Here is a 23034-nt window from a genome sequence, read left to right on the forward strand (position 1 = left end):
CGTCAGGGCCCCGAGCCCGGGGCGAACACCGTCAACGACACCGAGGACGCGTTCCCGGACACGGGCACCGCACCCGCCGTCCAGGGCACCTCGATCGGCTCCCGCTCGTCCGGCGGGGTCACCAGCAGCGCCGCCGGGCGAGCCGTGCGGGCCCCGCTGATCTCCGGGCTGGAGTACGACAGCCCCGCCCAGGCGCTGTCGCCCGGCGCCAGCGTCACGCGTGCCGGTGAACCCGGGGCGCGCTCGGGGTCCGGGCCGAGCTGCTTGCCGGACGCGTCGACGAAGGCGGCGCCCGGATAGCCGTACACCGTGCAGGTGCGCGCGGAGACGTTGGTCAGGACGATCGGGAAGTTCCGCTGCCCTGCACCGGGATCCATGCGGCCGACCTCGGCGCGCAGTTCCGCGGTGTGGCAGCGGCTCGATTTCTTCGTGCCCCCTGCCGGCGAGGGGGAGGACGCCGGTTCAGTGGTGGTGGCTTGTTCGCTCGGGGAGCTGCTGGTGGCCGTGCGCTCGTTCGTCGTGGTCGGCTGCTGGGGCGCGGTCGTCGTGCCGTCCGCGCCGCCGCAGGCGGTCAGTGCGCCGAGCGTCGCGATCGCGCCGGCGAGCAGGGCGGCCCGGCGCACGGACGAGGAGGTGTTCGGCATGTTCTCCACGCTCCTGAGGATTCGTCATGTTCCCGGGTGTCCGCCGTACGCAAGGAGAAACGCGGAAAGCGTACGCCCGGTCAGTCCAGGTCGAGGAGGGCGAGTTCCGCCCAGATCGTCTTGCCCTGCTCGGTGTGCCGGCTCCCCCAGCGCTGGGTGAGCTGGGCGACCAGCAGCAGCCCCCGGCCGCCCTCGTCCCAGGCCTTGGCGCGGCGCAGATGCGGGGCCGTGTGGCTGGCGTCGGACACCTCGCAGATCAGGGTGGCCGCGTCATGGATCAGCCGCAGCCGGATCGGCTGCGAGCCGTACCGTATGGCATTGGTGACCAGTTCGCTCACCACCAGCTCGGCCGTGAACGACGCCGCGCTCAGCTCCCAGGTGTCGAGCTGCTCGACGACCTGCTTGCGGATCGGCGCGACCAGCGCCGGGTCGGCCGGGATGTCCCAGGTGGAGACCTGGGAGGCGGGCAGGCCCCGGGTGCGGGCCAGCAGCAGGGCCACGTCGTCGGGGACGCCGCCGGGCGGGAGCAGCGCGTGCAGGACCCGGTCGCAGGTCTCCTCCAGCGAGTCGCTGGAGATCGCCAGGGCGTCGAGCAGCAGCGCGTGACTGGCGTCGACGTCGCGTTCGCGGTTCTCGATCAGACCGTCGGTGAAGAACCCCAGCACACTGCCCTCGGGCACATCCAGCTCGGCCGACTCGAAGGGCAGTCCGCCAAGACCCAGCGGCGGCCCGGCGGGCAGCTCGATCGGCCGGGCCGCACCGGTCGGCGGGACCAGCACGGGCGGCGGATGCCCGGCCCTGGCCAGGGTGCAGCGCCGGGACACCGGGTCGTACACGGCGTACAGGCAGGTGGTACCGACCTCTCCGGGGCTGCTGTCGCCGCCGGTCCCCTCGGAGAGCCGTACGACCAGATCGTCGAGGTGGGTGAGCAACTCGTCCGGGGCCAGGTCGATGTCGGCGAGGGTGCGCACGGCGGTGCGCAGCCGGCCCATGGTCGCCGAGGCCTCGATGCCATGGCCGACGACGTCCCCGACGCACAGCGCGACCCGCATCCCGGACAGCGGGATCACATCGAACCAGTCGCCGCCCACGCCGGAGCGGGCGGCCGGAAGGTAGCGGGAGGCCGCGTCGACGGCGCGCGTGCGCGGCAGGCCCCGGGGGAGCAGGCTGCGCTGGAGGGCGAGCGCGGTCTCGCGTTCGCGGGAGTAGCGGCGGGCGTTGTCGACGCAGACGGCCGCGCGGGCCGTGATCTCCTCGGCCAGCAGCACATCGTCGGGGGTGAACGGGTCGGGGCGGCGGAACCGGGTGAGCACCGCGACGCCGAGGGTCAGGCCGCGGGCCCGGATCGGCACGGACATCGTGGAGTGGATGCCGTACTCCCTGTCCCGTGCGCTGCGCCTGTGGTCCCGGCTCAGCCACGCGTCGAGGTCGCCCGAGGGCACCGAGGCGACGACGGTGCGGCCCGCCGTCAGGGAGGCGGCCTGCGGGGACGTGGCCGGGTAGAGCTCCAGGTGCCCCGGCTCGACCAAGGCCTCCGGGGTGCCCGGGGTGATCGACCGGTGCGCGGCGCGGCGCAGCCCGACCGGGGCGTTGATCGGCGCCGGCGGGGCCGCGCCCTCATCGTCGGCGTCGAGGAGGTCGACGCTGACGAAGTCGCCGAGCGCGGGCACGCACACATCGGCGAGTTCCTGTGCCGTCCGCGTGACGTCGAGGGTGGTGCCGATGCGCACGCCGGCCTCGTTGACCAGCTGAAGCCGCTCCCAGGAGAGGTAGTTCTCGGTGAAGTCATGGGCGGCAAGGCACACGCCCCGCACCCGGCCCTCGGCGTCGGTGACGGGCGCGATCCGGGCCAGCCAGGCGTGTGCCCGGGCGTCGCCGCCGGTGCGCAAGTACGTCTGCACATCCCGGGCCCGGCCGGTGGCCAGCACGTCGGCCATGTGCGCCTCAAGCTCCTCGCTCTGCGCCTTGCCGCCGATCTCGGAGAGCCTGAGGCCCTGGATGTGCTCCTCGGGCAGGCCGATCACCTCGGCCATGGCGTCGTTGATCCGGTTCAGCCGCAGCCGCTCGTCGTAGACGGCGACGGCGCACGGAGACTGGGTGAGCGCGGCCGTGGCCAGGGGGTCGTCGGGGGAGCCGGGGCCGGCCGCCTCCAGCGGGGTGACCACGAGCCAGTGGGCCGGGCGGTCCTCGCGCGGCGGCCGGTGGTGGGCCAGCAGCCACACCCGGACCCGGTGGCCGTCCTGGTGGCGCAGGGGGAGCGTGCCGTCCCAGCGGGGGCCCGCCGGGACGGGCACCGAGCCGTCGGCCAGCAGCTCGGCGGCGGGGCGGCCCACGACGTCGGCGGCCGGCCAGCCCAGCAGCCGCCGGGCGCCGGCGTTCCACTCCACGAGGGTGCCGTGTTCGTCGATGACAGCCCGAGCCGTCGCGGCGTCGTCGATCGTGTCGTGCGGGGTCATCGGCGCCACTCCAACGCGGACACTCACAGTGACCGGTGGTCACTTCGGTTCCAGCGTAGTGCGTCGGGGCTCGGGACGGACGGGGAACCCGTGTGCGGGTGATCGAACAGTCAAGGTCGAAATCCGGCCGTTGTGACCCTGATGGGCAAGCGCTTTCTCCTGGCCCTTGACGATGTTGCGTGGCCACCCGTCAGAATCTGCGTGTTCACGATCAGTTGTGAGTACTTCTGGGCCCTGATGAGGGAGAGCCGCCATGACGGTCACTCGCAGATCGGTTCTGATCGCCTCCACGGCCGCACCGGCCGCCGGGGCGCTGCTGGGCGCGTCCGCGCAGGCCGCCGAGGCCGAAGGGGGTCGTTCGAGCCGCCGTACCGTCCCCTTGCGTGACGGCTGGCGGTTCGCCCTGGTCAACCCGGGCGGGATCACCGACCCGACCGGCGCGTACACCGACGCCGCCGACCCCGCGCACGACGACTCGGCGTGGCGGGAGGTCGCCGTCCCGCACGACTGGAGCATCGAGCTCGCCCCGACCACCGAGCACGGCACCACCAGCGGCACCGGCTTCTTCCCCGGCGGCCTCGGCTGGTACCGCCTGGCCTTCATCCTGCCGCCCGCCCTCGCCGGGAAGCGGATCTCGGTGGAGTTCGACGGCGTCTACATGGACTGCGTGGTGCACTGCAACGGCCGGGAGGTCGGCCGCCACCCCTATGGCTACACCGGCTTCGCCTTCGACCTGACCGAGCTGCTGCACACCGACGGCACCACCGAGAACGTCCTCGCTGTCATGGTCCGCAACCAGCTCCCGAGCAGCCGCTGGTACTCCGGCAGCGGCATCTACCGCGAGGCCCGGCTCGTCGTCACCGAGCCGGTGCACGTGGCGCGCTGGGGCACGTACGTGACGACACCCGAGGTCACGGCGGAACGCGCCCTGGCGCGGGTGCGGACCTCCGTGGTCAATGACTCGGGCAGCGGGGCGGATGTCGAGGTCGTCTCCCGGATCACCGGCCCGGGCGGCCGGACCGTGGCCCGTACGTCCTCCACCGTCGCCGTCACCGACCAGGCCACCGAGACCCACGAACTCACCGTCCCCGACCCGAAGTTGTGGGATTTCGAGGCCCCGCACCGCTACACCCTCCACACCGAACTCCGCGTCGGCGGACGGACCGTGGACACCCACCGCACCCCCTTCGGTATCCGGACCTTCCGCTTCGACCCGGACGAGGGCTTCTTCCTCAACGGCAGGTACACCAAGATCCGGGGCGTCGACCTCCACCACGACCTGGGCGCGCTCGGCGCCGCCGTGCACATCGACGCCGTGCGCAGACAAATGACGATCATGAAGTCGATGGGCGTCAACGCCCTGCGCACCTCGCACAACCCGCCCGCACCTGAAGTGATCCAGGTCTGCGAGGAGATGGGGATCGTGATGATGGTGGAGGCGTTCGACTGCTGGCGCACCGGCAAGAACCGCTACGACTACGGGCGGTTCTTCGACGAGTGGGGCGCGAAGGACGCCACCGAGATGGTGCTCGCGGCCCGCAACTCCCCGGCCGTGGTGCTGTGGTCCATCGGCAACGAGGTCCCCGACTCCACCTCCACCGCCGGGCTCGCCATGGCCGACCGCGTCATCGACGCCATCCGCGCCGCCGACGCCACCCGCCCGCTGGTCATCGGCTCCGACAAATACCGCCGGCTTCCGGCCAAGGGCTCGGCGGCCGACCGGATGCTGGCCAAGCTGGACGGCCTCGGCCTCAACTACAACACCGCCAAGTCGGTGGACGCCCTCCACGCGACCTACCCGCACCTGTTCCTCTTCGAGTCCGAGTCCTCCTCCGAGACCTCCACCCGCGGCACCTACCAGGAGCCGGAGCGCCTGAACACCGGCGAGAACCACACCCCGGGCAGGCGGGCGACCTCGTCGTACGACAACAACCTCGCCTCCTGGACCATGAGCGGCGAGTACGGGCACAAGAAGGACCGGGACCGGAAGTGGTTCACGGGAGAGTTCCTGTGGTCCGGCATCGACTACATCGGCGAACCCACGCCGTACGACGTCTTCCCCGTCAAGGCGTCCTTCTTCGGCGCCGTCGACACGGCCGGATTCCCCAAGGACATGTACTACCTGTTCCAGAGCCAGTGGACGAGCGAGCCCATGGTCCATCTGCTGCCGATGACCTGGAACCACGACAGGGGCGACACGGTCGAGGTGTGGGCGTACTCCAACGTCGACACCGTCGAGCTCTTCCTCGACGGACGCTCCCTCGGCACCCGGACCTTCGACACCAAGAAGACCACCGACGGCCGGGTCTACCTGGAGACCACCGAGGCGACCGGCGACGACAAGACCTACTCGGGCGGCCCCTATCCCGGCAGCTACACGAGCCCGAACGGCAGCGCGGGCAAGCTCCATCTGACCTGGAAAGTGGCCTACGAGCCGGGCGAGTTGAAGGCGGTCGCGCGCAGTGACGGCAAGGTCGTGGCGACGGATGTGTTGCGCACAGCGGGCAAGCCGCATGCCGTACGGCTCACCGCCGACCGTGACTCCCTTGCCGCCGACGGCCGTTCGCTGGTGTTCGTGACCGCCGAGATCGTCGACGCCCGGGGTGTGGTGGTCCCGGACGCCGAGGACCTGATCGCCTTCGATGTGGCCGGCGGTTCGCTCGCCGGGCTCGACAACGGCCGTCAGGAGAGCGTCGAGCGCTACCAGGCGAGCACCCGGACCGCCTTCCACGGCAAGGCACTTGCCATCGTGCGCTCAGGCACGAAGGCGGGCGCGCTGAAGGTGACCGCACGGGCGGAGGGACTGCGGACCGACACGCTGACCGTACGCACGACCCGGGCGGACTCGGTGGCGCTCACCCCGGCCCCGACCTTCGAGCCGGATCTTCCGGCTCCGGTGAACCACCCCTACGCGGACGCCGGTTACTCCGGCCGCCCGGACACCCTCCCGGCCGCGATGTTCGACGGCGACCCGGCCACCGGCTGGTCCAACGGCTTCCACAAGGCGGCCACCGCCCTGCTGCCCGCCTTCGACGGTGCCCGCGCCGAGGACTGGGTCAGCGTCGACTTCGGGCGGACCCGTACCCTCGACCGGGCCGAGGTCTCCTTCACCGTCGACGCGACACACACCCTGCCCGTCGGCGTCGAGGTCGAGGTCTGGGACGGCCGCCGATATCTGCCGGTCGAGGGGGGCGGCCGTGGAGTGGGCCACCGCTTCGGGCGCGCCGTCCGTCGTCACCTTCGACCCGGTACGCGGCTCCCGTCTGCGACTGACCCTGACCAGCGCCCACCCGGGGGAGGCACGCGGCGCGATACGGATCAGCAGGCTGGAGGTGCCCGCGACCTGAGTCCCGTCACGGTCCGGGCAGTTCGTCCTGTCCGGACCGTTGACGGGGTGTCACACCTGCCACAAGCATGTCCTGCGTCCGCATCTGGGAGCGCTCCCATGGGAGCGTCACCCGTACCTCCCGCCGAGGAGCCCAGACGTGAAACGACGCAGAACCGCCGTGCTGTCCCTGACGACCCTGCTCGGAGCGGCCCTGGTCGCCCTGCCCGCCCCCGTGGCCGGTGCCGACGAGGTCGAACAGGTCAGGAACGGCACCTTCGACACCACCACCGAGCCATGGTGGACGACGAGCAATGTCACCGCGGGCCTGTCCGACGGACAGCTCTGCGCGGACGTGCCCGGCGGCACCACCGACCGCTGGGACGCGGCCGTCGGCCAGAACGACATCACCCTGGTCAAGGGGGAGTCGTACCGCTTCTCCTTCACCGCCTCCGGGGTGCCCGACGGACACGTCGTGCGCGCGATCGTCGGCCTCCAAGTGGCGCCGTACGACACCTACTTCGAGGTGTCACCGCAGCTCAGCGTCTCCGGGAACCGCTACTCGTACACCTTCACCGCACCCGTCGACACCGCCCAGGGCCAGGTCGGCCTCCAGCTGGGCGGCAGCGCGGACGTCTGGCGGTTCTGCATGGACGACGTCTCGCTGGTGGGCGGGGTGGAGCCGGAGCCGTACGAGCCCGACACCGGTCCCCGGGTGCGCGTGAACCAGGTCGCCTATCTGCCCGCGGGGCCCAAGAACGCCACCCTCGTCACCGACGCGACCGAGCGACTGCCGTGGCAGCTTCGCCGCACCGACGGAGCCGTGGTCGCCCGAGGCTGGACCGTGCCGCGCGGCACCGACGGCTCTTCCGGGCAGAACGTCCACTCCATCGACTTCGGCTCCTACCGCACCCGCGGCCAGGGCCTCACCCTGGTCGCCGACGGCGAGACCAGCCGCCCCTTCGACATCGACGCGAGCGTCTACGAGCGGCTGCGCCTGGACGCGGTGAAGTACTACTACACGCAACGCAGCGGCATCGCGATACGCGATGATCTGCGGCCCGGTTACGCCCGTCCCGCGGGCCATGTCGACGTCGCGCCGAACCAGGGCGAGGCGCCGTGCCCTGCCGGCCCGGCGTGTGCGACTACACCCTCGACGTCACGGGCGGCTGGTACGACGCCGGCGACCACGGCAAGTACGTCGTCAACGGCGGCATTTCGGTGTGGGAACTGCTCAGCACCTACGAGCGCTCGCTGCACGCCCGCACCGGCGACCCGGCGAAACTGGGCGACCGCACCCTCGCCATTCCCGAGAGCAGCAACAAGGTGCCGGACCTGCTCGACGAGGTGCGCTGGGAGCTGGAGTTCCTGCTGAAGATGCAGGTGCCCGAGGGGCAGCCGCTGGCCGGCATGGCCCACCACAAGATCCATGACGAGCAGTGGACGGGCCTGCCCCTGCTGCCGAGCGACGACCCGCAGAAGCGCGAACTGCACCCGCCGTCCACCGCTGCCACCTTGAACCTGGCGGCGACGGCCGCGCAGGCCGCGCGCCTGTACAGGCCGTACGACCGGGAGTTCGCCGCGAAGGCGCTGGCCGCCGCGCGCAAGGCCTGGTCGGCGGCGCTCGCCCATCCCGACCTGTACGCCTCCGAGAGCGACGGCATCGGCGGCGGCACCTACGCCGACAGCAACGTCACCGACGAGTTCTACTGGGCGGCCGCGGAGCTGTATCTCTCTACCGGAGAGAAGCGGTTCGAGGACCGAGTCCTGGGCTCCCCGGTCCACACGGCCGACATCTTCGGCGCCCTCGGCTACGACTGGGCCAGGACGGCCGCGGCGGCCCGCCTCGACCTCGCGACCGTACCGAGCGAACTGCCCGGCCGGGACAAGGTCCGCCAGTCCGTGATCAAGGGCGGGGACCGCTACCTGGCCACGCTCAAGTCACATCCGTACGGCATGCCGTACGCCCCCGAGGGCAACCAGTACGACTGGGGATCCAACCACCAGATCCTGCACAACGCCGTGGTCATCGCCACCGCGTACGACATCTCGGGCGCCTCGAAGTACCGGGACGGCGCGCTGCAGAGCATGGACTACCTGTTCGGCCGCAACGCGCTGAACATCTCGTACGTGACCGGCTACGGCGAGGTCAACTCCAAGAACCAGCACGCCCGTTGGTACGCCCACCAGCTGGACCCGAACCAGCCGAACCCGCCGGTCGGCACGCTCGCCGGAGGGCCGAACTCCAGCATCCAGGACCCCTTCGCACAGAGCAAACTCCAGGGCTGCGTCGGTCAGTTCTGCTACATCGACGACATCCAGTCCTGGTCGACCAACGAGCACACCATCAACTGGAACTCGGCGCTGACCCGGATGGCCTCCTTCGTGGCGGACCAAGGGTGACCCGCTGAGGCCGCTCGGGCGGCACACTGGGCGAATGAACTCACCGGTCCCGCAAGCCGATCCCCGTCGGACGACCGTCGTCGTGGTGGGCGTCGACGCCTACCGGGCGGGGGCGCACTGGGCACTCGACGGCCCCGTGTCCGACGCGCTGCGGTTCGCGGACTGGTTCCTCGCCCGGGGTGTGCCGCCCGAGCGGATCACCGCGCTGCTGTCCGCGCCGCCCGAGCGGACGGCCGCCGCGCGGAAGGTGCCGTACACCGTCCTCGGCGCGGACCGGGCCACCGTGCACACCACGCTCCTGCGCACCGTCGCGGCGGAGCAGAGCGAGCTGCTGTGGGTGGTGTGGGGCGGGCACGGCGTGGTGGACGGGGAGGGCAGGAGGCGGCTCTTCTACGCGGACGCCACCGCGCACGACCCGATCAACCTGGACTTCGACGCGCTCCTGACGTACTACCGCGCAACGCCCCGCCACCCGCGCCAGATCTGGCTGGTCGACGCCTGCCAGCTCCTGCACAACTCCTGGCGGGCCCGACGCAGACTGCCGCGCGAGGACTACGGCACACCGATGGCGCGCACCGCCCGCGACCAGGCGGTGCTCTTCGCGGCCCGCCCGGGCGAGGCCGCGACGAACCTTTCGGGTGCGGGGACGGGCCTGTTCAGCCGGGAGGCACTGGCGGTCCTCACCGACGACGAGACGATCGGCACGGGCTGGCCACCGGACCCGGGCGCGGTGATGGACCGCCTGCGGGACCGCTTCACCCGCCTGCGGGCCGAAGGCCACGCCTCCCAGACCCCCACCTACCTGTGGTCCCGCACCTGGGACGGCGACGAGGCCCAACTCCTCTCCCGCGGCGGCCCCGACCCTGCGAGCCCTTCGGGGGCCGACCTCACCCCCGACCGGCTCCGCGCCTTGACGGACGCTCTACTGTCGGTGGAGGAGTTCGTGGAACCACAGGGCCGGGAGGAGATCCTCGGCCTGCTGAGAATCGGCGTACGGGCCGCCATCGCCCGGCACAGCCGCCCCCGCATGGACACCATCAGCATCCTGCGCACCTGCGCCCGCCGACCGGGCGCGCTCAGGGAGTTGGCGGAGGCGGTGCTGCTGTGCGCGGGGGGCAGTCCGCAGTCGGAGCACGCGCACCGGTTGATCGTCGAGGCGTCTGCGTAAGCCGACCCGCGTCCCTATACCATCGGGCCCCATGTACGAGTCCCGTGATGCGGCGGAGTCCGCGAGCGTCGAGTCCTGGCTGCCCCGTCTGTCCCACCTCTCGCTGGACGAGCTTCCCCAGGTCGGCCACGCCGCGCTGCGGCCCGCGGTGGACATGCTGCTCACGAGTGTGGACCGGCCGTTCAGCACCAGGGGTGGCAGCGAGCCCAGTTGACCGAGATCCGACTCACCTTCCGCCGCGCCGGGTAGTGTGCGCTGCACGTGGGCCTGATCGGTCCGAGGCCGTGGAGACCGTGGGTGAGGAAGCGTTCGTGGGCACGTCATGTGAAGCCGCCGAGGAATCCGACAGCTCCGCGCAGCCTCTGCGGTCTCACCGTCTCGACGATGTCTCGTTCGGGATGCTCTGCTCCACCGGCGAACGGCTCGGGGCGACTCGAACGCTGCTGGACGCCGAGTACAGCAGGCGCCTGTTGCTGCTGCGCGTGCTGGTGGACGAGGTCTCCTCGCGGCCGTCGGCCATCGGCCCGCTCGCTCCGGCGCACGACGCGTGGGACCTGCTCGCGCGGGCCCAGCGGCAGCGCCCGGAGGCGGTGCACCGGCTGCTGATGGACCCGCAGACCGGACTGTGGGCGGCCCATGTGCTGCGCCGACTGCGCGGATCGGAGGACGGCGACGCGCCCCTCTGGTCCGACGTGGGCCAGCTGCACGCCCTGGCCGCCGCCGGTGCCGTCCTCGCCGGTGTCGACTTCCGGATCCTGGTGCCCGCCCGCGACGGTGCCGTACTCCTCCCGTGCCTCGGCCGGGCGCAGTCGGCCGCCACCGAGCCATGGGGCGTGGCCGAAGTGAGCGCGCACGACGGGACGGCGCGCGTCCGCACACAGCACGACGGACCGGCAGTGGACGTGCCGAGGGACGCCACGCAGGACGCGCCCGGCTGGTCCGGCATGCGCCGGCTGTCCGTCAGTCACGCGGGGCTGACCCTCAACCTCACCGTCGACGACCTGGCCCGCTACCCCGTCATCGCCGGTACCGCCGGGCCCGACCGACTGGACGAGGCGGGACTACGACACTGGCGGCGCGGGCTCGACCGGGCGTGGGCGCTGCTGGTCGAGGACCACCGCGAGAGCGCCGCGGCCCTCGCGGCCGGGCTGTTCTCACTCGTCCCGCTGCCGTCGGCGGAGCGCTTCCGGCCGCGCAGTGCCTCCGCCTCGGAGGCATTCGGATGCGTGATGATCTCCGCACCGGACGCCCAAGTAGCCGACGACGAGGCCGCCGTGGAGCTCGCGGTCACCCTGGTCCACGAGTTCCGCCACACGCTGCTCAACGGCCTGATGCACCTCACACCGCTGGCCGACGACTGCCCCGACCTCTTCCACGCGCCCTGGCGCGACGACCCCAGGCCGCTGAGCGGTGTCCTGCACGGAGCCTTCGCGTTCTCCGGCGTCGCCCGCTTCTGGCGGGACCGCAGCGCCCGCGACAGCGGCAGCGCCCGCGAACGCGCCCGCTTCGAGTTCGCCCTGTGGCGGCGTGAGTCCCGCGCCACCCTGGAGACCCTCCACACCCACCCCGCGCTGACCGCGACCGGCCGCAGGCTGGTGCGCGCCCTGCTCGCGGACATCCGCTCCTGGGACGGCGAACCGGTGCCCGAGACGTCCCTCCTTCTGGCCGAGCGGGCCGCCGCCCATCAGCGTTCCGCCTGGCGCGCCCATCACATGGCGCCCGACGAGGCGACGGTGCGGGCGGCCGCGGACTCCTGGCTGCGCGGCACGCGGCCGCCGCTCGCGGTGACCGAAGAGAGTGGTGGGGACGTCGTCACGGATCCCGCGGGCTGCCGTCTCGACGCCTACGCGCACCTGGTCCGCCTGAGGATCACCGACCCGCACGCCTTCGCCGAGGCCCGCGACGGTGGACCCCGGCCGAAGGACGTCACCCCGGCGGACCTGGCGTACGTGGCGGGCGACTCGGACACGGCCGCCGCGCTGTACGCCGAGGAGACGTCACGGCCCGCCGCCTGGGGCGGACTCGGGCTGCTCCTCGGTCACCGCGGTGTGGCGCAGCGCCCGGAACTCCTGCGTGCCGTCTCCCGGGCGATCACCCGCAGTTCGGGGCAGACCCCGCCCCCGGCCGAGCTGGCCGACTGGCTGGCCCGCGCCTGGGACGGCGACGGTGCTCACAGCGGCAGCGGATCGATGTCGCAGTCCGCGCGGTGCTCCCAGTCCACGGCCTGACGTACGGCGGGGTGGTCAGGTCCGAGCGCGCGGTTGAGGCGCTCCGCCGTCGCGCTGTGCAGGCGCTCGGCCTCCTCGCGCCTGCCCAGCGCGTTGAGGTCCAGTGGGAGGTTGGCTGCGCAGGCCAGGGTGGAGGGGTGGTCCGCGCCGAGCACCTCGGTGGAGAGCGCCAGGGTCTGTTCGTCCAGCTCCCGGGCGGCCTCGTACTCGCCGAGCGCGTAGAGGTCGCTGGCCAGGTTCGTCGCACAGACGAGTGACGAGGGGTGGCTCTCCCCCAGGACACGGCGCAGGTCCGCGAGCCCCCGTTCGTCGATGGCTTTCGAGGCCTCCGCGTCGCCGAGGAGCCGGTGCGTGATGGCGAGATCGATCTCGGCCGACAGAGTGTGCGGATGTTTCGGGCCGTACAGGTCGGCGTACTGCCGATGGACGCGTACGCCGAGGTTCCGCGCGGTGGTGAGGTCGCCCGCGTGCCTCAGGTCGATCGACAGCTCCAACGTCGACGCCATGGAGCCCGGGTTGTTCTCGCCGTACCGGGCGACCAGAGCGCTCTGGGACTGCTCGGCCATGGCCTGCGCCTCCTCGTGCTGGCCGGCCTTGCGCAACGCCACCGCCAGATGCCGGTCGTTGGACAGCGTGAACGGGTTGTTGGGCCCGAGCAGCCGGGTCGCACGCTCGGTCAGCTCGCGCTGGTAGGTCAGGGCGGTGTGGTAGTCGCCGAGTTCACGGATGTCGAGGATCAGGCTGAGCCAGGTCACCAGGCTCACCACGTGATCCTGGCCGTAGAGCTGCTGCTTGCTGTGCCAGGTCCGCGCGTCCAGCTCCCGCGCCCGCGCGAACTGTCCCGCGAGCCGGAGGCTGACGCCCAGGTTGTGGGCCGCGCGCAGGGTCTCGGGGTCCTCCTCGCCCAGCAGCCGCAGATAGCGCCCGTGCACCGACTCGGCCAGCTCCAGCGCGGCCGCGAAGTCACCCTTGACGCGATGGTCGATGGCCACGTTGCCGAGGGCGTCCAGGGTGTCCTCGTGGTCCTCGCCGACGGTGCGCCGATAAGCCTCCAGCACACGGTCGTTGACGGCCGCGCACTCGCCGTAACGGCCTTCGCAGAACAGCACAGCCCCCATCCACTTGGACAGCTCCAGGGTCTTACTGTCGTCCTCTCCACCGTCCTGTCGCCAGGACTCGTAGGCGGACCGGGCCAGTTGCAGGGCGGCTTCGTAATTGCCCCAGCGCAACAGGTAGAGGACCTCGTTGATAATCAGCCGGCGCACATACGGGTCGGTGGACCGGACGGCCTCGGAGACGATCAGGTGCGCGTACAGCTCGCCGTAGCGCGGCCAATGCGCCGCGTTGTGCGGGTCGTTGGGGTCGTTGGCCGACAGCAGCAGATGGATGCCCTGCCGCATGCGCTGCTGTTCGGCCTCCGTCATACGGGAGATCAGGGCCGTTTGGACGAGCCGGTGTATCTGGAGGGTGTTGGCGCGGATGTCGAACCGGGCCAGTGAGTACCGGCCGATCTCCCGGATGGCCTGGCCGAGACGGATCGGGTCGCGCAGGACCGCGTCGAGTTCGGGGGTGATCGAGGCGCCCGCGCGCCCCGCGAAGAGGTTGCGCGAGATCGACTCGGGGGCGCAGAAGGCGCACAGCTGCAACAACTGCATGGCCGCGGGGTTCTTCGCCTCCAACTGGTCCAGCGAGACGTTCCAGGCCGCGATGACGGGTAGTTGGTAGTCGAGGGGTGCGGCAAGGCCCAGGAGGTCGACCTGCTTCTCGTCCAGCAGCCGCAGATACTCGTCCACGGGCATCCCGGTCTCGGCCCGCCAGGCGGCGGCCTGTTCGATGGCCAGCGGCAGATCGCCCAGCGCCTCCGCGAGCCGGTCCGCCTCGTCGTCGCTGATGTCCGGGCCGCGCCGGCGCAGCAGATCCACGCTCTCCTCCCGCCGGAACACATTCACCTCCAGCGGCTTGGCGACGCTCGCCCACTGCGGATTGCGCGAGGTGACCAGGATGTTGCCCGGCCCGCCGGACGGGAAGTAGGGCCGCACTGCCTCGGGGCTGTCGGCGTTGTCGAAGACCAGCAGCCAGTTGTCGTACGGCTCACCGCGGCGCAGCGCCTCCAGCACGGCCGTCACCGACCAGGTCGCCTCGCTGCCCGCCTCCAGACCGAGCCGTGGGGCCAGCTCCACCAGGGACAGCGCGATCTGGGCGGTGCGTTCGGCGGAGATCCACCAGACGAGGTCGTAGTCCCCGAGATGCCGGTAGAGGTACTCCACGGCGAGCAGCGTCTTGCCGACCCCGCCCATCCCGTGCAGCGCGTTGGGCAGCACCGCCGTCGCCTTCTCCTTGCGCAGCCTGCGGTGCAGGGCGTCCAACAGCTCCACGCGGCCGGTGAAGTTGGGATTGCGCGGCGGTACGTTGCCCCACACGGCCGGGGTGCCGCGGCCGGCGCGGCGGTCGGCCGGACCCGGGAGCGTGCCCGGCGGGACGTCGGTGCGCGGCTGCGGTGACTTGCTCGGCTGGTTCACCAGATCCTCCTGCTTCCGCAGGTGCGAAGGGGGCGGGGCGGGGGCTGCCCGGGTGGCTTGATGCGTTCTGGACGCGGCGGTCATGCGTTCCAGCGCCCGTGCCTGGACGGCGTGCGGGCCCGACAGGGCGTGCAGTACGGCGATCTGCGGCTCGGCCCAGGCGCGGGGCTCCGCGTCCGGGCCGAGGGGCCGCGGGAGCTCCCGGCCGGCCAGGAGCTCGGGGACCTGCCACAGGCGGTGGGCCGACGGACCGAGGGCCTCGCCGACCAGGTCGACGACCTGCCGCAGTTCCTCCGTCCGTCCGGCGGCCAGGAGTTCGCCGCGGACGTCCGGGGCGAAGTCGTAGGCGATGCGTGGACCGGTCCTCGGTGGTGGGCCGGGGACCGGGTGGATCAGCCCGTGGGTGAGCAGTTGGGTGAAGTCGGAGATCCGGGCCTCGGGGCGCAGCCGGGTGAGCACGTGCCGGATCAGGGGGACAGCCAGGGGGGTGGCGGCGAGCAGAGTGGCGAGGCGGGACACCTGGGGGGACACCGAGCGGCGGAAGGACGCGACGCGCTCGACCCCGGGCCCGGGGTCGGGGTGCGCGGGACGGGGGCCTTCCTGATGCGGCGCGGCGAACGTCAGCGGGAGCCGGGTCCAGGTGCCCCGGGCCCCGGTGACCAGGTGGACCCATGACTCCAGGCTGCGGGGCGTCAACTCCAGTACGGGAATCGGTAGATGCGGGCCGTTCTCCTCGGGCGCGCCGAGGCCGAGTTGCCGTGGTCGTGTGCCGTGCCGACGGTTCGGCGCGCCGGGTCCCGCCGAGCGCAGCGACAGCGGCCAGGTCGGGACGCCGGACTCGGGCCAGGCCTGATGGGGCAGCAGATGGACGACCGCGAGGGGGCCGGCTGCCGCCCAGCGGTGCAGGGTCCGTCCGAGGGCGCCGGTGCGCCAGCCGGGCGCGTTGCCGTCGGTGACCGCCAGCGTCAGCCGCGAGGCGGAGGGACGGCCGGGCGGCAGTGCGCTGAGCGTGCACCGGTCCACCCGGCGAAACGCGCGCGAGCGGCGCAGCAGTCCGGTGAACTCCGCCGCCGTGTCGTGCCAGACCGCCATGCCGGGGTTGGGGTCCACCGCCACCACCACGTCCCAGGCCCGAGGCCCCCGCAGTCCCCGCAGCGCGCGCAGCAGGCCCTCAGGGTCGGTGATGTCCGTCCAGCGCGCGGACGGGGCGTCCCGGCAGTCGACGGACGTCATCATGGCCCCTCCACGGCGGCCCACCGCCAGAGGGTGTCGAGGGCCGCGCTCCCTTCCTCGTCACCTTCCCGGCTCGCGCCGAGGGCACCCGCGTTCACGAGGTGCAGGACGTCGAGGAACCGGCCAACCTGAGCGGGCTCCCGGCCGGCCCGGTCGAGGAGGGCGTCGAGCAACTCCGGCGGGACGTCCGGGAATCGGGCCCGGGCCAGCTCGGCCAGCCGCTGCCGTGTCATCGGGGGCAGTTCGAGACGGACGCAGTGCCGTACGAAGGCGGGCGGCAGGTCGCGCTCACCGCCGGTCGTGACGACGACCAGGGGCGGCTCGTGACACCGTACGAGTCCGTCGTGGACCGTTGCCGTGCCGCCCGGCTCGCAGGTGTGGACGAGGGTGCTGTCCGAACCGAGGAGCTCGGGGATGGTGAACTCCCCGTCGTGCACGACGCCCGACAGCTCGTCGGGGAGGTCGAAGCCGCCCCGGTCGAGGTCGTCGACCAGGACGACGCGCGGTAATCGGCGAGGGAGCAGGGCGGTGCCCAGCGGCCCCAGGCGCACCGTGGCGGCCCCGGCCGGACCGTACAGCGCCTCGCCGAGGGTGCTGCCGCCGGTGATGGGCCAGCGCAGCACCGGACCCAGGCCGAGTTCCCGGGCGATCCGGTGCGCGAGCGCGGACTTGCCCGTGCCCGGTTCGCCGCTCACCAGCAGCGGACGGCGCAGAGTCAGCGCGGTGTTCACCCCCGCCACCTCGTCGGGATCCGGGGTCCGGGGGGAGGCCGGGGCTCCGAGGACCCGGGTGGCCGCCTCGTCCCGCGCCGGCGCCGGAGGTTCGTCCGGGCCGCCGGAGTAGGTGCGCCAGGGCGGTGGGGCGGGCCACCGGCGGTCCCGCTCGGCCGGGTCGAGCGGGATGCCTGTGCCCCGGTAGAGCCACCAGGAGTCCATGGATGTTTCCTCTCTGCGCAGCGGGGTCACAGCGGTTTGCGGTCAGGGTCGTCCCACAGGACCGCGAGATGCCGGCCGATGTGGTGCTCCGGTGCGCCCGAGCCGAGCGCGGCGGCCTGTCGGCGGAAGCGGGTGATGCGCGGCAGCAGATCGGCGAAGCCACCGGCGAACAGCTCGCTGAGCACCTGCCGGAACTCCGTCGTCGACTCGCTGGTGCGATGCCATACGACCACCGGATAGCCCGTGCGCAGTGCCGTCTTGAACTCCAGGCAGCCATGCGGGCGGCCCTCCTCGGGCGGTTCGCTCAGTACGGCGGCGACATGCTCCTCGTCCAGCAGCCCGGCCACCACCCGGCGCGAGTGCTGGGGGCCGTTGTTCGGGATGCTCATGTACACGGAGCCGGCGGTCGGCTCCTGCCGCAGCTTCTGCCAGCGCAGCCGCCACCAGCCGTGCCAGCGCTGGTCGAGCAGCCGGTCCAGGCTGCGGATCACCACCGCCGGATAGCTCATGCCGAGCGGCAGATGCGGATCCTCGGCGGCGTCCAGGGGCCAGGACTCGACGGGCAGGTTGATCAGTTCCAGTGGGAGCACGAACTCCAGACGCAGTTGCCCCGGACGGTCGCCCTCGGCGCGCTCCACCTCGGAGATCACCTCGCTGACCGTGCGCTGGAGATCGGCGAAGGGGATCACCGCGCTGTCCCGTCGCCCCTCGAAGTCCGGCCCCCGGGCGTCGGAGTGGAACCAGTACGACACCGTGTAGTGGCCCTCGTCGAAGGGCGCCGGCATGATCCGGATGGCGAGGTGCTCGTCATGGATGGCCGGCTGCCGCTCCGCCTGCCGGCCGTAGCGTCTGCGGTCGAGCGTGTCCCCGAACTCCCAGCGCACGGCGCGCTGCCGGTTGATCGCGCGGATCTCCTGGCGGTGCGACGCGTCCATCCAGGCCGAGGCCTCGTCCAGATACGCCATCCAGGGCGGCACCTGTCCCGGTGCCGTGTTCTGGCCCACCAGGTAGAGGAAGTCCGACCAGGGGGTGGTGGAGTGGTCGGGCGGGGTACGTAATCGGGACAGCGTCGCCCGGGCCACCAGTCGGCGGCGCTCTTCGTCGGGGAGCCGCAGCGCCTTCAGACAGTCCCCCAACAGACCCCAGGAGTCGGTGAACTCGGCAGGCAGTGTGCGCGCGGCCCGCCACTCGTCGCAGAGCCGGAACATCAGCAACGACTCCGCCGAGCCGGGGTCCAGCAGGTCCAGGACGGCGGCGAGACACGCCAGGCCGCCCGGCCTGTCCTTCATGCAGAACTGCAGCAGTGCGACGTACTGCTTGCGCGGGATGGTGTGGCGGGGGAGCTGGCCGTTGCGTCCGAGCCGGTCAAGCACCAGATCCAGGAACTGCTCCCGGTCCTCGGACGAGCGTAGACCGTCGCAGCCCACCAGGACGTCCACGGCGGCGCGCCGTATCCGGTCCTCGATCTCCTCGCGCAAGGAGCCCCCCTCCGACGCCCCGCCCGGGGGCGCGCTTCCTCGCCCTGTCCGACGACCCGCTCGTACCGTCAGTGACACAAGATTAGGGGTCACGGTCGCTGACGGAAGAGGATCGGCGAACAGGGCGCGCGAGGGCTAGGGGAGCTCCGCCCGGGACTCGTGTTCGACGAATTCCCGGGGCCGTTCGTGGGCGGTCAGGGTGTGCAGGCGGGCCTGGTCGAGGGGCTCGTGGAGTTCGACGTACTCGCCGTGCGGGAGGCGTTTGATGATGCCTGTCTCACGGCCGTGCAACACCTTCTCCTTGTCGCGGAGTTGGAGCCCCAGGCAGATGCGGCGGGTGATGACGAGGACCGCGACCGGGATTACGAAGACCGCGATGCGGATCGCCCAGGTCACCGTGTTGATGGACAGGTGGAGTTGGGTTGCCACGATGTCGTTGCCGCCGCCCGCCAGGAGAATCAGGTAGAGGCTGATCCAGGCCGCGCCCAGGCCTGTGCGGGTCGGGTGGTTGCGGGGGCGGTCGAGGAGATGGTGTTCGCGTTTGTCGCCCGTGAGCCGGTTCTCCAGGAACGGGTAGACGCCGATGAGGACCAGTAGCAGGGGGAACACGACGATCGGGATCAGGACGCCGAGGACCAGCGTGTGTCCCCACAGGTTGATCTCCCAGCCCGGCATCACGCGCACCAGGCCCTCCGCGAAGCCCAGGTACCAGTCGGGCTGGGCGCCTGTGGAGACCTGGTCGGCGCGGAACGGGCCGTAGGCCCAGACCGGGTTGATCGTGGCGACCGCGGCCATCAGGGTGAGGGTGCCGAAGACCAGGAAGAAGAAACCGCCCGCCTTGGCGAGGTAGACGGGCATGAACGGGGCGCCGACGACGTTGCGTTCGGTGCGGCCGGGGCCCGCGAACTGGGTGTGCTTGTGGTAGACGACCAGCAGGACATGGGCGACGACCAGGACCGCCATGATGCCCGGCATGATCAGGATGTGCAGGGAGTAGAAGCGCGCCACGATGTCGTCGCCGGGGAACTCGCCGCCGAACAGGAACATCGACAGGTACGTCCCCACGATCGGGACGGCCAGGAGCGCGCCGTTGACGAACCTGAGCCCGGTGCCGGAGAGCAGGTCGTCCGGGAGCGAGTAGCCGAACAGGCCCTCGAACATGCCGAGGAAGAGCAGTAGCCAGCCGAACAGCCAGTTGACCTCACGGGGTTTGCGGTACGACCCGGTGAAGAAGTGCCGCATCATGTGCGTGAGCATCCCGGCGACGAACACCAGCGCCGCCCAGTGGTGCAGTTGGCGGATGAGCAGTCCGCCGCGCACGTCGAAGCTGATGTCGAGGGTGGAGGCGTACGCCTCCGACATGCGCACGCCGTTGAGGGGGACGTAACTCCCTTGGTACGTCACCTCGTTCATCGACGGATGGAAGAAGAAGGTGAGCCAGACACCGGTCAGGATCAGCACCACGAAGCTGTACAGGCAGATCTCGCCGAGCAGGAACGACCAGTGGTCCGGGAACACCTTGCGCAGGTACTTGCGGCCGAGCGCGTGGATGCCGTGGCGGCCGTCGAACCAGTCGGCGACGCGTTCCCCCTTCGACGCCTGCCTCACGCCTCCTCCTCTTCTTCCTCTTCGCCCCGCGCGACATGCGTGAGCTTGTCGGGGTTGCTGACGATGTAGACGCCGGAGATCCGGTCGCCCTCGGGGGTGAGGTCCATGACCATCACGGCGAACGGCTCGTCGCCCTGGAACAGCACCGCCGCCTCGTCGCCGTTGACGCGCCGGAATCGCAGATCGAGTTCGCCCACGCTGTGCCGTGTCACATGACCGGTGAGCAGCCGGACCACCTTGTCCCGGCCCTGCACCGGGCGCAGCCCCGACGGTTTGCGGTTGCCGCCGCCGTCCGACCACACCGTGACGTCCGGCGCGAGGATCTCCATCAGCGCGGCGATGTCCCCGCCGAGCGCGGCCCTGACGAACCGTTCCGTTGCCTCCCGCCGCACCCGTGGATGCGCCTGGTACAGCGGTCGCCGCGCGTGCACATGGGCGCGGGCGCGCCGGGCCAGCTGCCGCACCGCCGCCGGGGTGCGGTCGAGGATGTCCGCGATCTCGGTGTGCGGATAGCCGAACACCTCGTTCAGCACGAACACCGCACGCTCCAACGGGGTCAGCGACTCCAGCACCACCAGCAGCGCCAGTGACACGGACTCGGTGCGCAGCGCGGGGTCGTCCGCGCCCTCGTCGGACGTGACCAGCGGCTCGGGCAGCCACGGTCCGACGTAGGTCTCCTGGCGGCGGGTGATCGCGGCGCGTCGGCGCAGGGCGTGGTTGACGGCGACGCGGACGAGGTACGCCCGTGGATTGTCGACCCCGTCCAGCGGGTCGCCGCCGCCCCGGGCGGTCCAGGACAGCCAGGTCTCCTGGAGGACGTCCTCGGTATCGGCGACGCTGCCCAGCACGTTGTAGACGACGCCGAACAGCAGCTCGCGATGGTCGACGAAGACGCCGGTCGCCTGGTGCAACCGGTCGTCGGTCTCGGATAGGGATGTCTCGGACATACGGTGGCCTCCGCAGCGGTGCGCTCACTACTGGGAGGCCTTGAGGGGGCCGGTTTGTGACACCGGCGGGGGCTAATGTGACCCAGCTCTCACGAGGCGTCGTGGAAGACGATCCCGAGCGCGTGCCGGCGGCCCGAGCGGACGGTGCTCACCCCGTGCCGCATCGCCCCGGCCGACCAGCCGCGCTTGGTGCGCACCGGGCGTTCACGGGTCGTGAAGACCAGCCCGTGGCCCTGCCGCAGCACGGTCGAGGTGCCCCGGGACTGGGCGCGGGGCCGCTGCTCCACCATCAGGAACTCGCCGCCCGTGTAGTCCGTCCCGTACTCGTCGAGGCCCACCACGACCTGGAGCGGGAAGACCAGGTCGCCGAAGACGTCCCGGTGCAGGGCGTTCCAGTCGCCCTCCGTGTAGCGCAGCAGGATCTGCGCCGAGCGGTCCTGCCCCGCCGTACGGCAGCGCTCCAGCCACTCGGACAGGGAGTCCGGCCACGGCGCCGGGCGGCCGAGACGGGCGGCCCAGTCGCGGGCGATCGGCAGCAGGCGCGGGTAGAGCGCGGTGCGCAGGGCGGCGACCGGGGCCGGCGGCTCGTGGGTGAAGTAGCGGTACTCGCCCGAGCCGAACCGGTGCCGTGCCATGTCGACGGTGGTCCGGAACAGCTCCGGCTTCTCGTACAGCGCGGCCAGGTCCCGGCACTCGGCGGGCGTCAGCAGCGGTGCCGTCAGGGCGCTGCCGTGCACGTCGAGTTCGGCGGCGAGCGCGTCCCAGTCGGTCGCGGCGACCCGGCGGCGGGCGGCGTCGGCGGTGACACAGGCTCTGGGGGTCATGGATGCGTCCTCGTTCGGTCTCGTACGGTGCCGTCGCCCTCCGAGTCTGCCTCCGGCACCGCCCGTCGACCGGCGGAAAACGGACGGCGTGCTTCGCCCCGCCAGGTACCGTTACCCACCCCATCTGACCTCGGTGTATTTACGGGTAAGTACCCGCGCGGTACCGTGGGGTCATGCCAGCTCTCAACGTGGAGTTCAGCGACCGCGAACTTGAGGATCTGCGGCAGATCGCCAAGGAGCGCGGTACGTCGATGAAGGCGCTCGTACGGGAGGCGGCGGCGGCCGACATCGCCCGGCACCGGGCGCTCCAGGAGGGCGCCGATGCCTTCCGCCGGTTCTTCGCCTCGCACGCCGACGAGTTCGCGGCCGCGTTCCCGGACGACGAACCACCGGCCAAGGGCGAGGGGCGGGCCGCCTGACCATGGCAGCCGTCATCCATATCGACGTGCCCTGGCTGCTCCAGCGGCACGAAGAGGTCCTGCCGGACCAGCCCACCATCAACGACTTCTCGGCGCTGGTCGCCGCCGTAGCCCGGCACCGCGTCGACCCGCCGCGGCTCGGCGTGAACTCCGACCCGGCCTGGCGGGCGGCAGCCCTGCTGCACACCCTCGCCCTGCTCAAGCCGCTGCCCGCGGCCAACGCCCGGTTCGCCTGTGCCACCGCCGTGGCGTACATGTTCGTCAGCGGCGTCGGCATCGACCCGCCCTACGGCGCCCTCGTCGACCTCGTCCGCGATCTGATCGACGGCAAGACCGATGTGTTCGGCGCCGCGGACCGGCTGCGGTCCTGGCAGATCTGAGGCCTTCGGGGCACCCGGGGCTCTGAGGCCGCCGGCCGGGGCCGTCCCCCCTCGGGGCCGCCGACCGAGGGCGGGAGGAACGGGGTCGGCGGCCCTTTCGCACAGGAGAGCCGCCGTCCTGCGCGGGGCCTTCCGAGGGGCCGGTACCAGTTCACTGCTCGGTGATGCACGCGGGGAGCGTGCGTGGCGCTCCGGCGCGGGTGCGTGATTCACACGGGGCGCAGGGCAAAGCCGAAAGTCGGTGCGGGTGACGAGAGTTGCCGTCGATTCTGACTTTCTTTCAAAGGTGCGGATGTTGCCCGAGTGCCTTGTTGGGCCTGAGTGTTTTGTGCAAGGGTTAAGCGCCCGTGCGGGGGGTAAAAGCCGGGTCGCATTCGTACCGATGGGGGATCGGGCTCGGATGGGGGTTGGTGAATTCACGCTCCCCGCGCTGTTCTCTGCGCGTGGGAAGGAATCCGCTCAGTGGC

General features: G+C 71.7%; 13 protein-coding genes and 2 pseudogenes. 7 read left to right on the plus strand and 8 right to left on the minus strand.

Going from position 1 to position 23034, the window contains the following annotated elements; all coding sequences use genetic code 11:
• Positions 1-2 precede the first annotated feature (2 nt).
• Entirely contained in the window at positions 3-644 is a 642-nt protein-coding gene (locus H4N64_RS12530; RefSeq protein WP_186282330.1) for a DUF4232 domain-containing protein, read from the minus strand.
• Positions 645-724: 80 nt separating this feature from the next.
• Positions 725-3100 (minus strand): SpoIIE family protein phosphatase, encoded by a 2376-nt coding sequence (locus tag H4N64_RS12535; RefSeq protein ID WP_186282331.1) that lies wholly within the window; start codon positions 3098-3100, stop codon positions 725-727.
• 253 nt (positions 3101-3353) lie between these two features.
• On the opposite strand from H4N64_RS12535, the pseudogene H4N64_RS12540 reads away from it, so the two are divergent.
• The 5 genes and pseudogenes from H4N64_RS12540 (at position 3354) to H4N64_RS12560 (ending at position 12224) form a co-directional block, all read left to right on the plus strand.
• Positions 3354-6447, plus strand: a pseudogene (locus tag H4N64_RS12540) (glycoside hydrolase family 2 TIM barrel-domain containing protein).
• A 138-nt stretch (positions 6448-6585) separates the two neighbouring features.
• Positions 6586-8828: pseudogene (locus H4N64_RS12545) on the plus strand (glycoside hydrolase family 9 protein).
• A gap of 34 nt (positions 8829-8862) precedes the next feature.
• Positions 8863-9996, plus strand: a complete 1134-nt coding sequence (locus H4N64_RS12550; protein WP_186282332.1) for an effector-associated domain 2-containing protein — start codon at positions 8863-8865, stop codon at positions 9994-9996.
• Positions 9997-10027: 31 nt separating this feature from the next.
• Positions 10028-10210, plus strand: a complete 183-nt coding sequence (locus H4N64_RS12555; protein ID WP_186282333.1) for a hypothetical protein — start codon at positions 10028-10030, stop codon at positions 10208-10210.
• Positions 10211-10307: 97 nt separating this feature from the next.
• Entirely contained in the window at positions 10308-12224 is a 1917-nt protein-coding gene (locus tag H4N64_RS12560) for an aKG-HExxH-type peptide beta-hydroxylase (RefSeq protein ID WP_186282334.1), read from the plus strand.
• Here the strand turns inward: H4N64_RS12560 and fxsT are convergent.
• The 6 genes from fxsT to H4N64_RS12590 form a co-directional block, all read right to left on the minus strand.
• A complete protein-coding gene (gene fxsT / locus H4N64_RS12565) occupies positions 12167-15979 on the minus strand; it encodes an FxSxx-COOH system tetratricopeptide repeat protein (protein ID WP_260859685.1) in 3813 nt (1270 codons plus the stop codon). The genes H4N64_RS12560 and fxsT overlap by 58 nt on opposite strands.
• Positions 15976-16911, minus strand: coding sequence for an AAA family ATPase (locus tag H4N64_RS12570; RefSeq protein ID WP_186282335.1), 936 nt, complete (start codon positions 16909-16911; stop codon positions 15976-15978). The genes fxsT and H4N64_RS12570 overlap by 4 nt, the downstream gene beginning before the upstream one ends.
• A 26-nt stretch (positions 16912-16937) precedes the next feature.
• Positions 16938-18389: a VMAP-C domain-containing protein gene (locus H4N64_RS12575; protein WP_186282336.1), complete on the minus strand. Its 1452-nt coding sequence runs from the start codon at positions 18387-18389 to the stop codon at positions 16938-16940.
• 135 nt (positions 18390-18524) lie between these two features.
• The gene (qcrB, locus tag H4N64_RS12580; RefSeq protein WP_186282337.1) at positions 18525-19997 is read right to left on the minus strand and encodes a cytochrome bc1 complex cytochrome b subunit; all 1473 of its coding nucleotides are present in this window, start codon (positions 19995-19997) and stop codon (positions 18525-18527) included.
• Positions 19994-20944 (minus strand): RNA polymerase sigma factor SigJ, encoded by a 951-nt coding sequence (gene sigJ / locus H4N64_RS12585; RefSeq protein ID WP_186282338.1) that lies wholly within the window; start codon positions 20942-20944, stop codon positions 19994-19996. The genes qcrB and sigJ overlap by 4 nt, the downstream gene beginning before the upstream one ends.
• An 89-nt stretch (positions 20945-21033) precedes the next feature.
• The gene (locus tag H4N64_RS12590; RefSeq protein ID WP_186282339.1) at positions 21034-21768 is read right to left on the minus strand and encodes a 2OG-Fe(II) oxygenase; all 735 of its coding nucleotides are present in this window, start codon (positions 21766-21768) and stop codon (positions 21034-21036) included.
• A 173-nt stretch (positions 21769-21941) separates the two neighbouring features.
• Here H4N64_RS12590 and H4N64_RS12595 point away from each other — a divergent pair, with 173 nt between their 5' ends.
• Entirely contained in the window at positions 21942-22187 is a 246-nt protein-coding gene (locus H4N64_RS12595) for a hypothetical protein (RefSeq protein ID WP_186282340.1), read from the plus strand.
• A 2-nt stretch (positions 22188-22189) separates the two neighbouring features.
• The gene (locus H4N64_RS12600) at positions 22190-22567 is read left to right on the plus strand and encodes a toxin Doc (RefSeq protein ID WP_186282341.1); all 378 of its coding nucleotides are present in this window, start codon (positions 22190-22192) and stop codon (positions 22565-22567) included.
• Positions 22568-23034: the final 467 nt, after the last annotated feature.

This window comes from Streptomyces cupreus (assembly GCF_014257025.1).
In the GTDB taxonomy this organism is placed as follows: domain Bacteria; phylum Actinomycetota; class Actinomycetes; order Streptomycetales; family Streptomycetaceae; genus Streptomyces; species Streptomyces cupreus.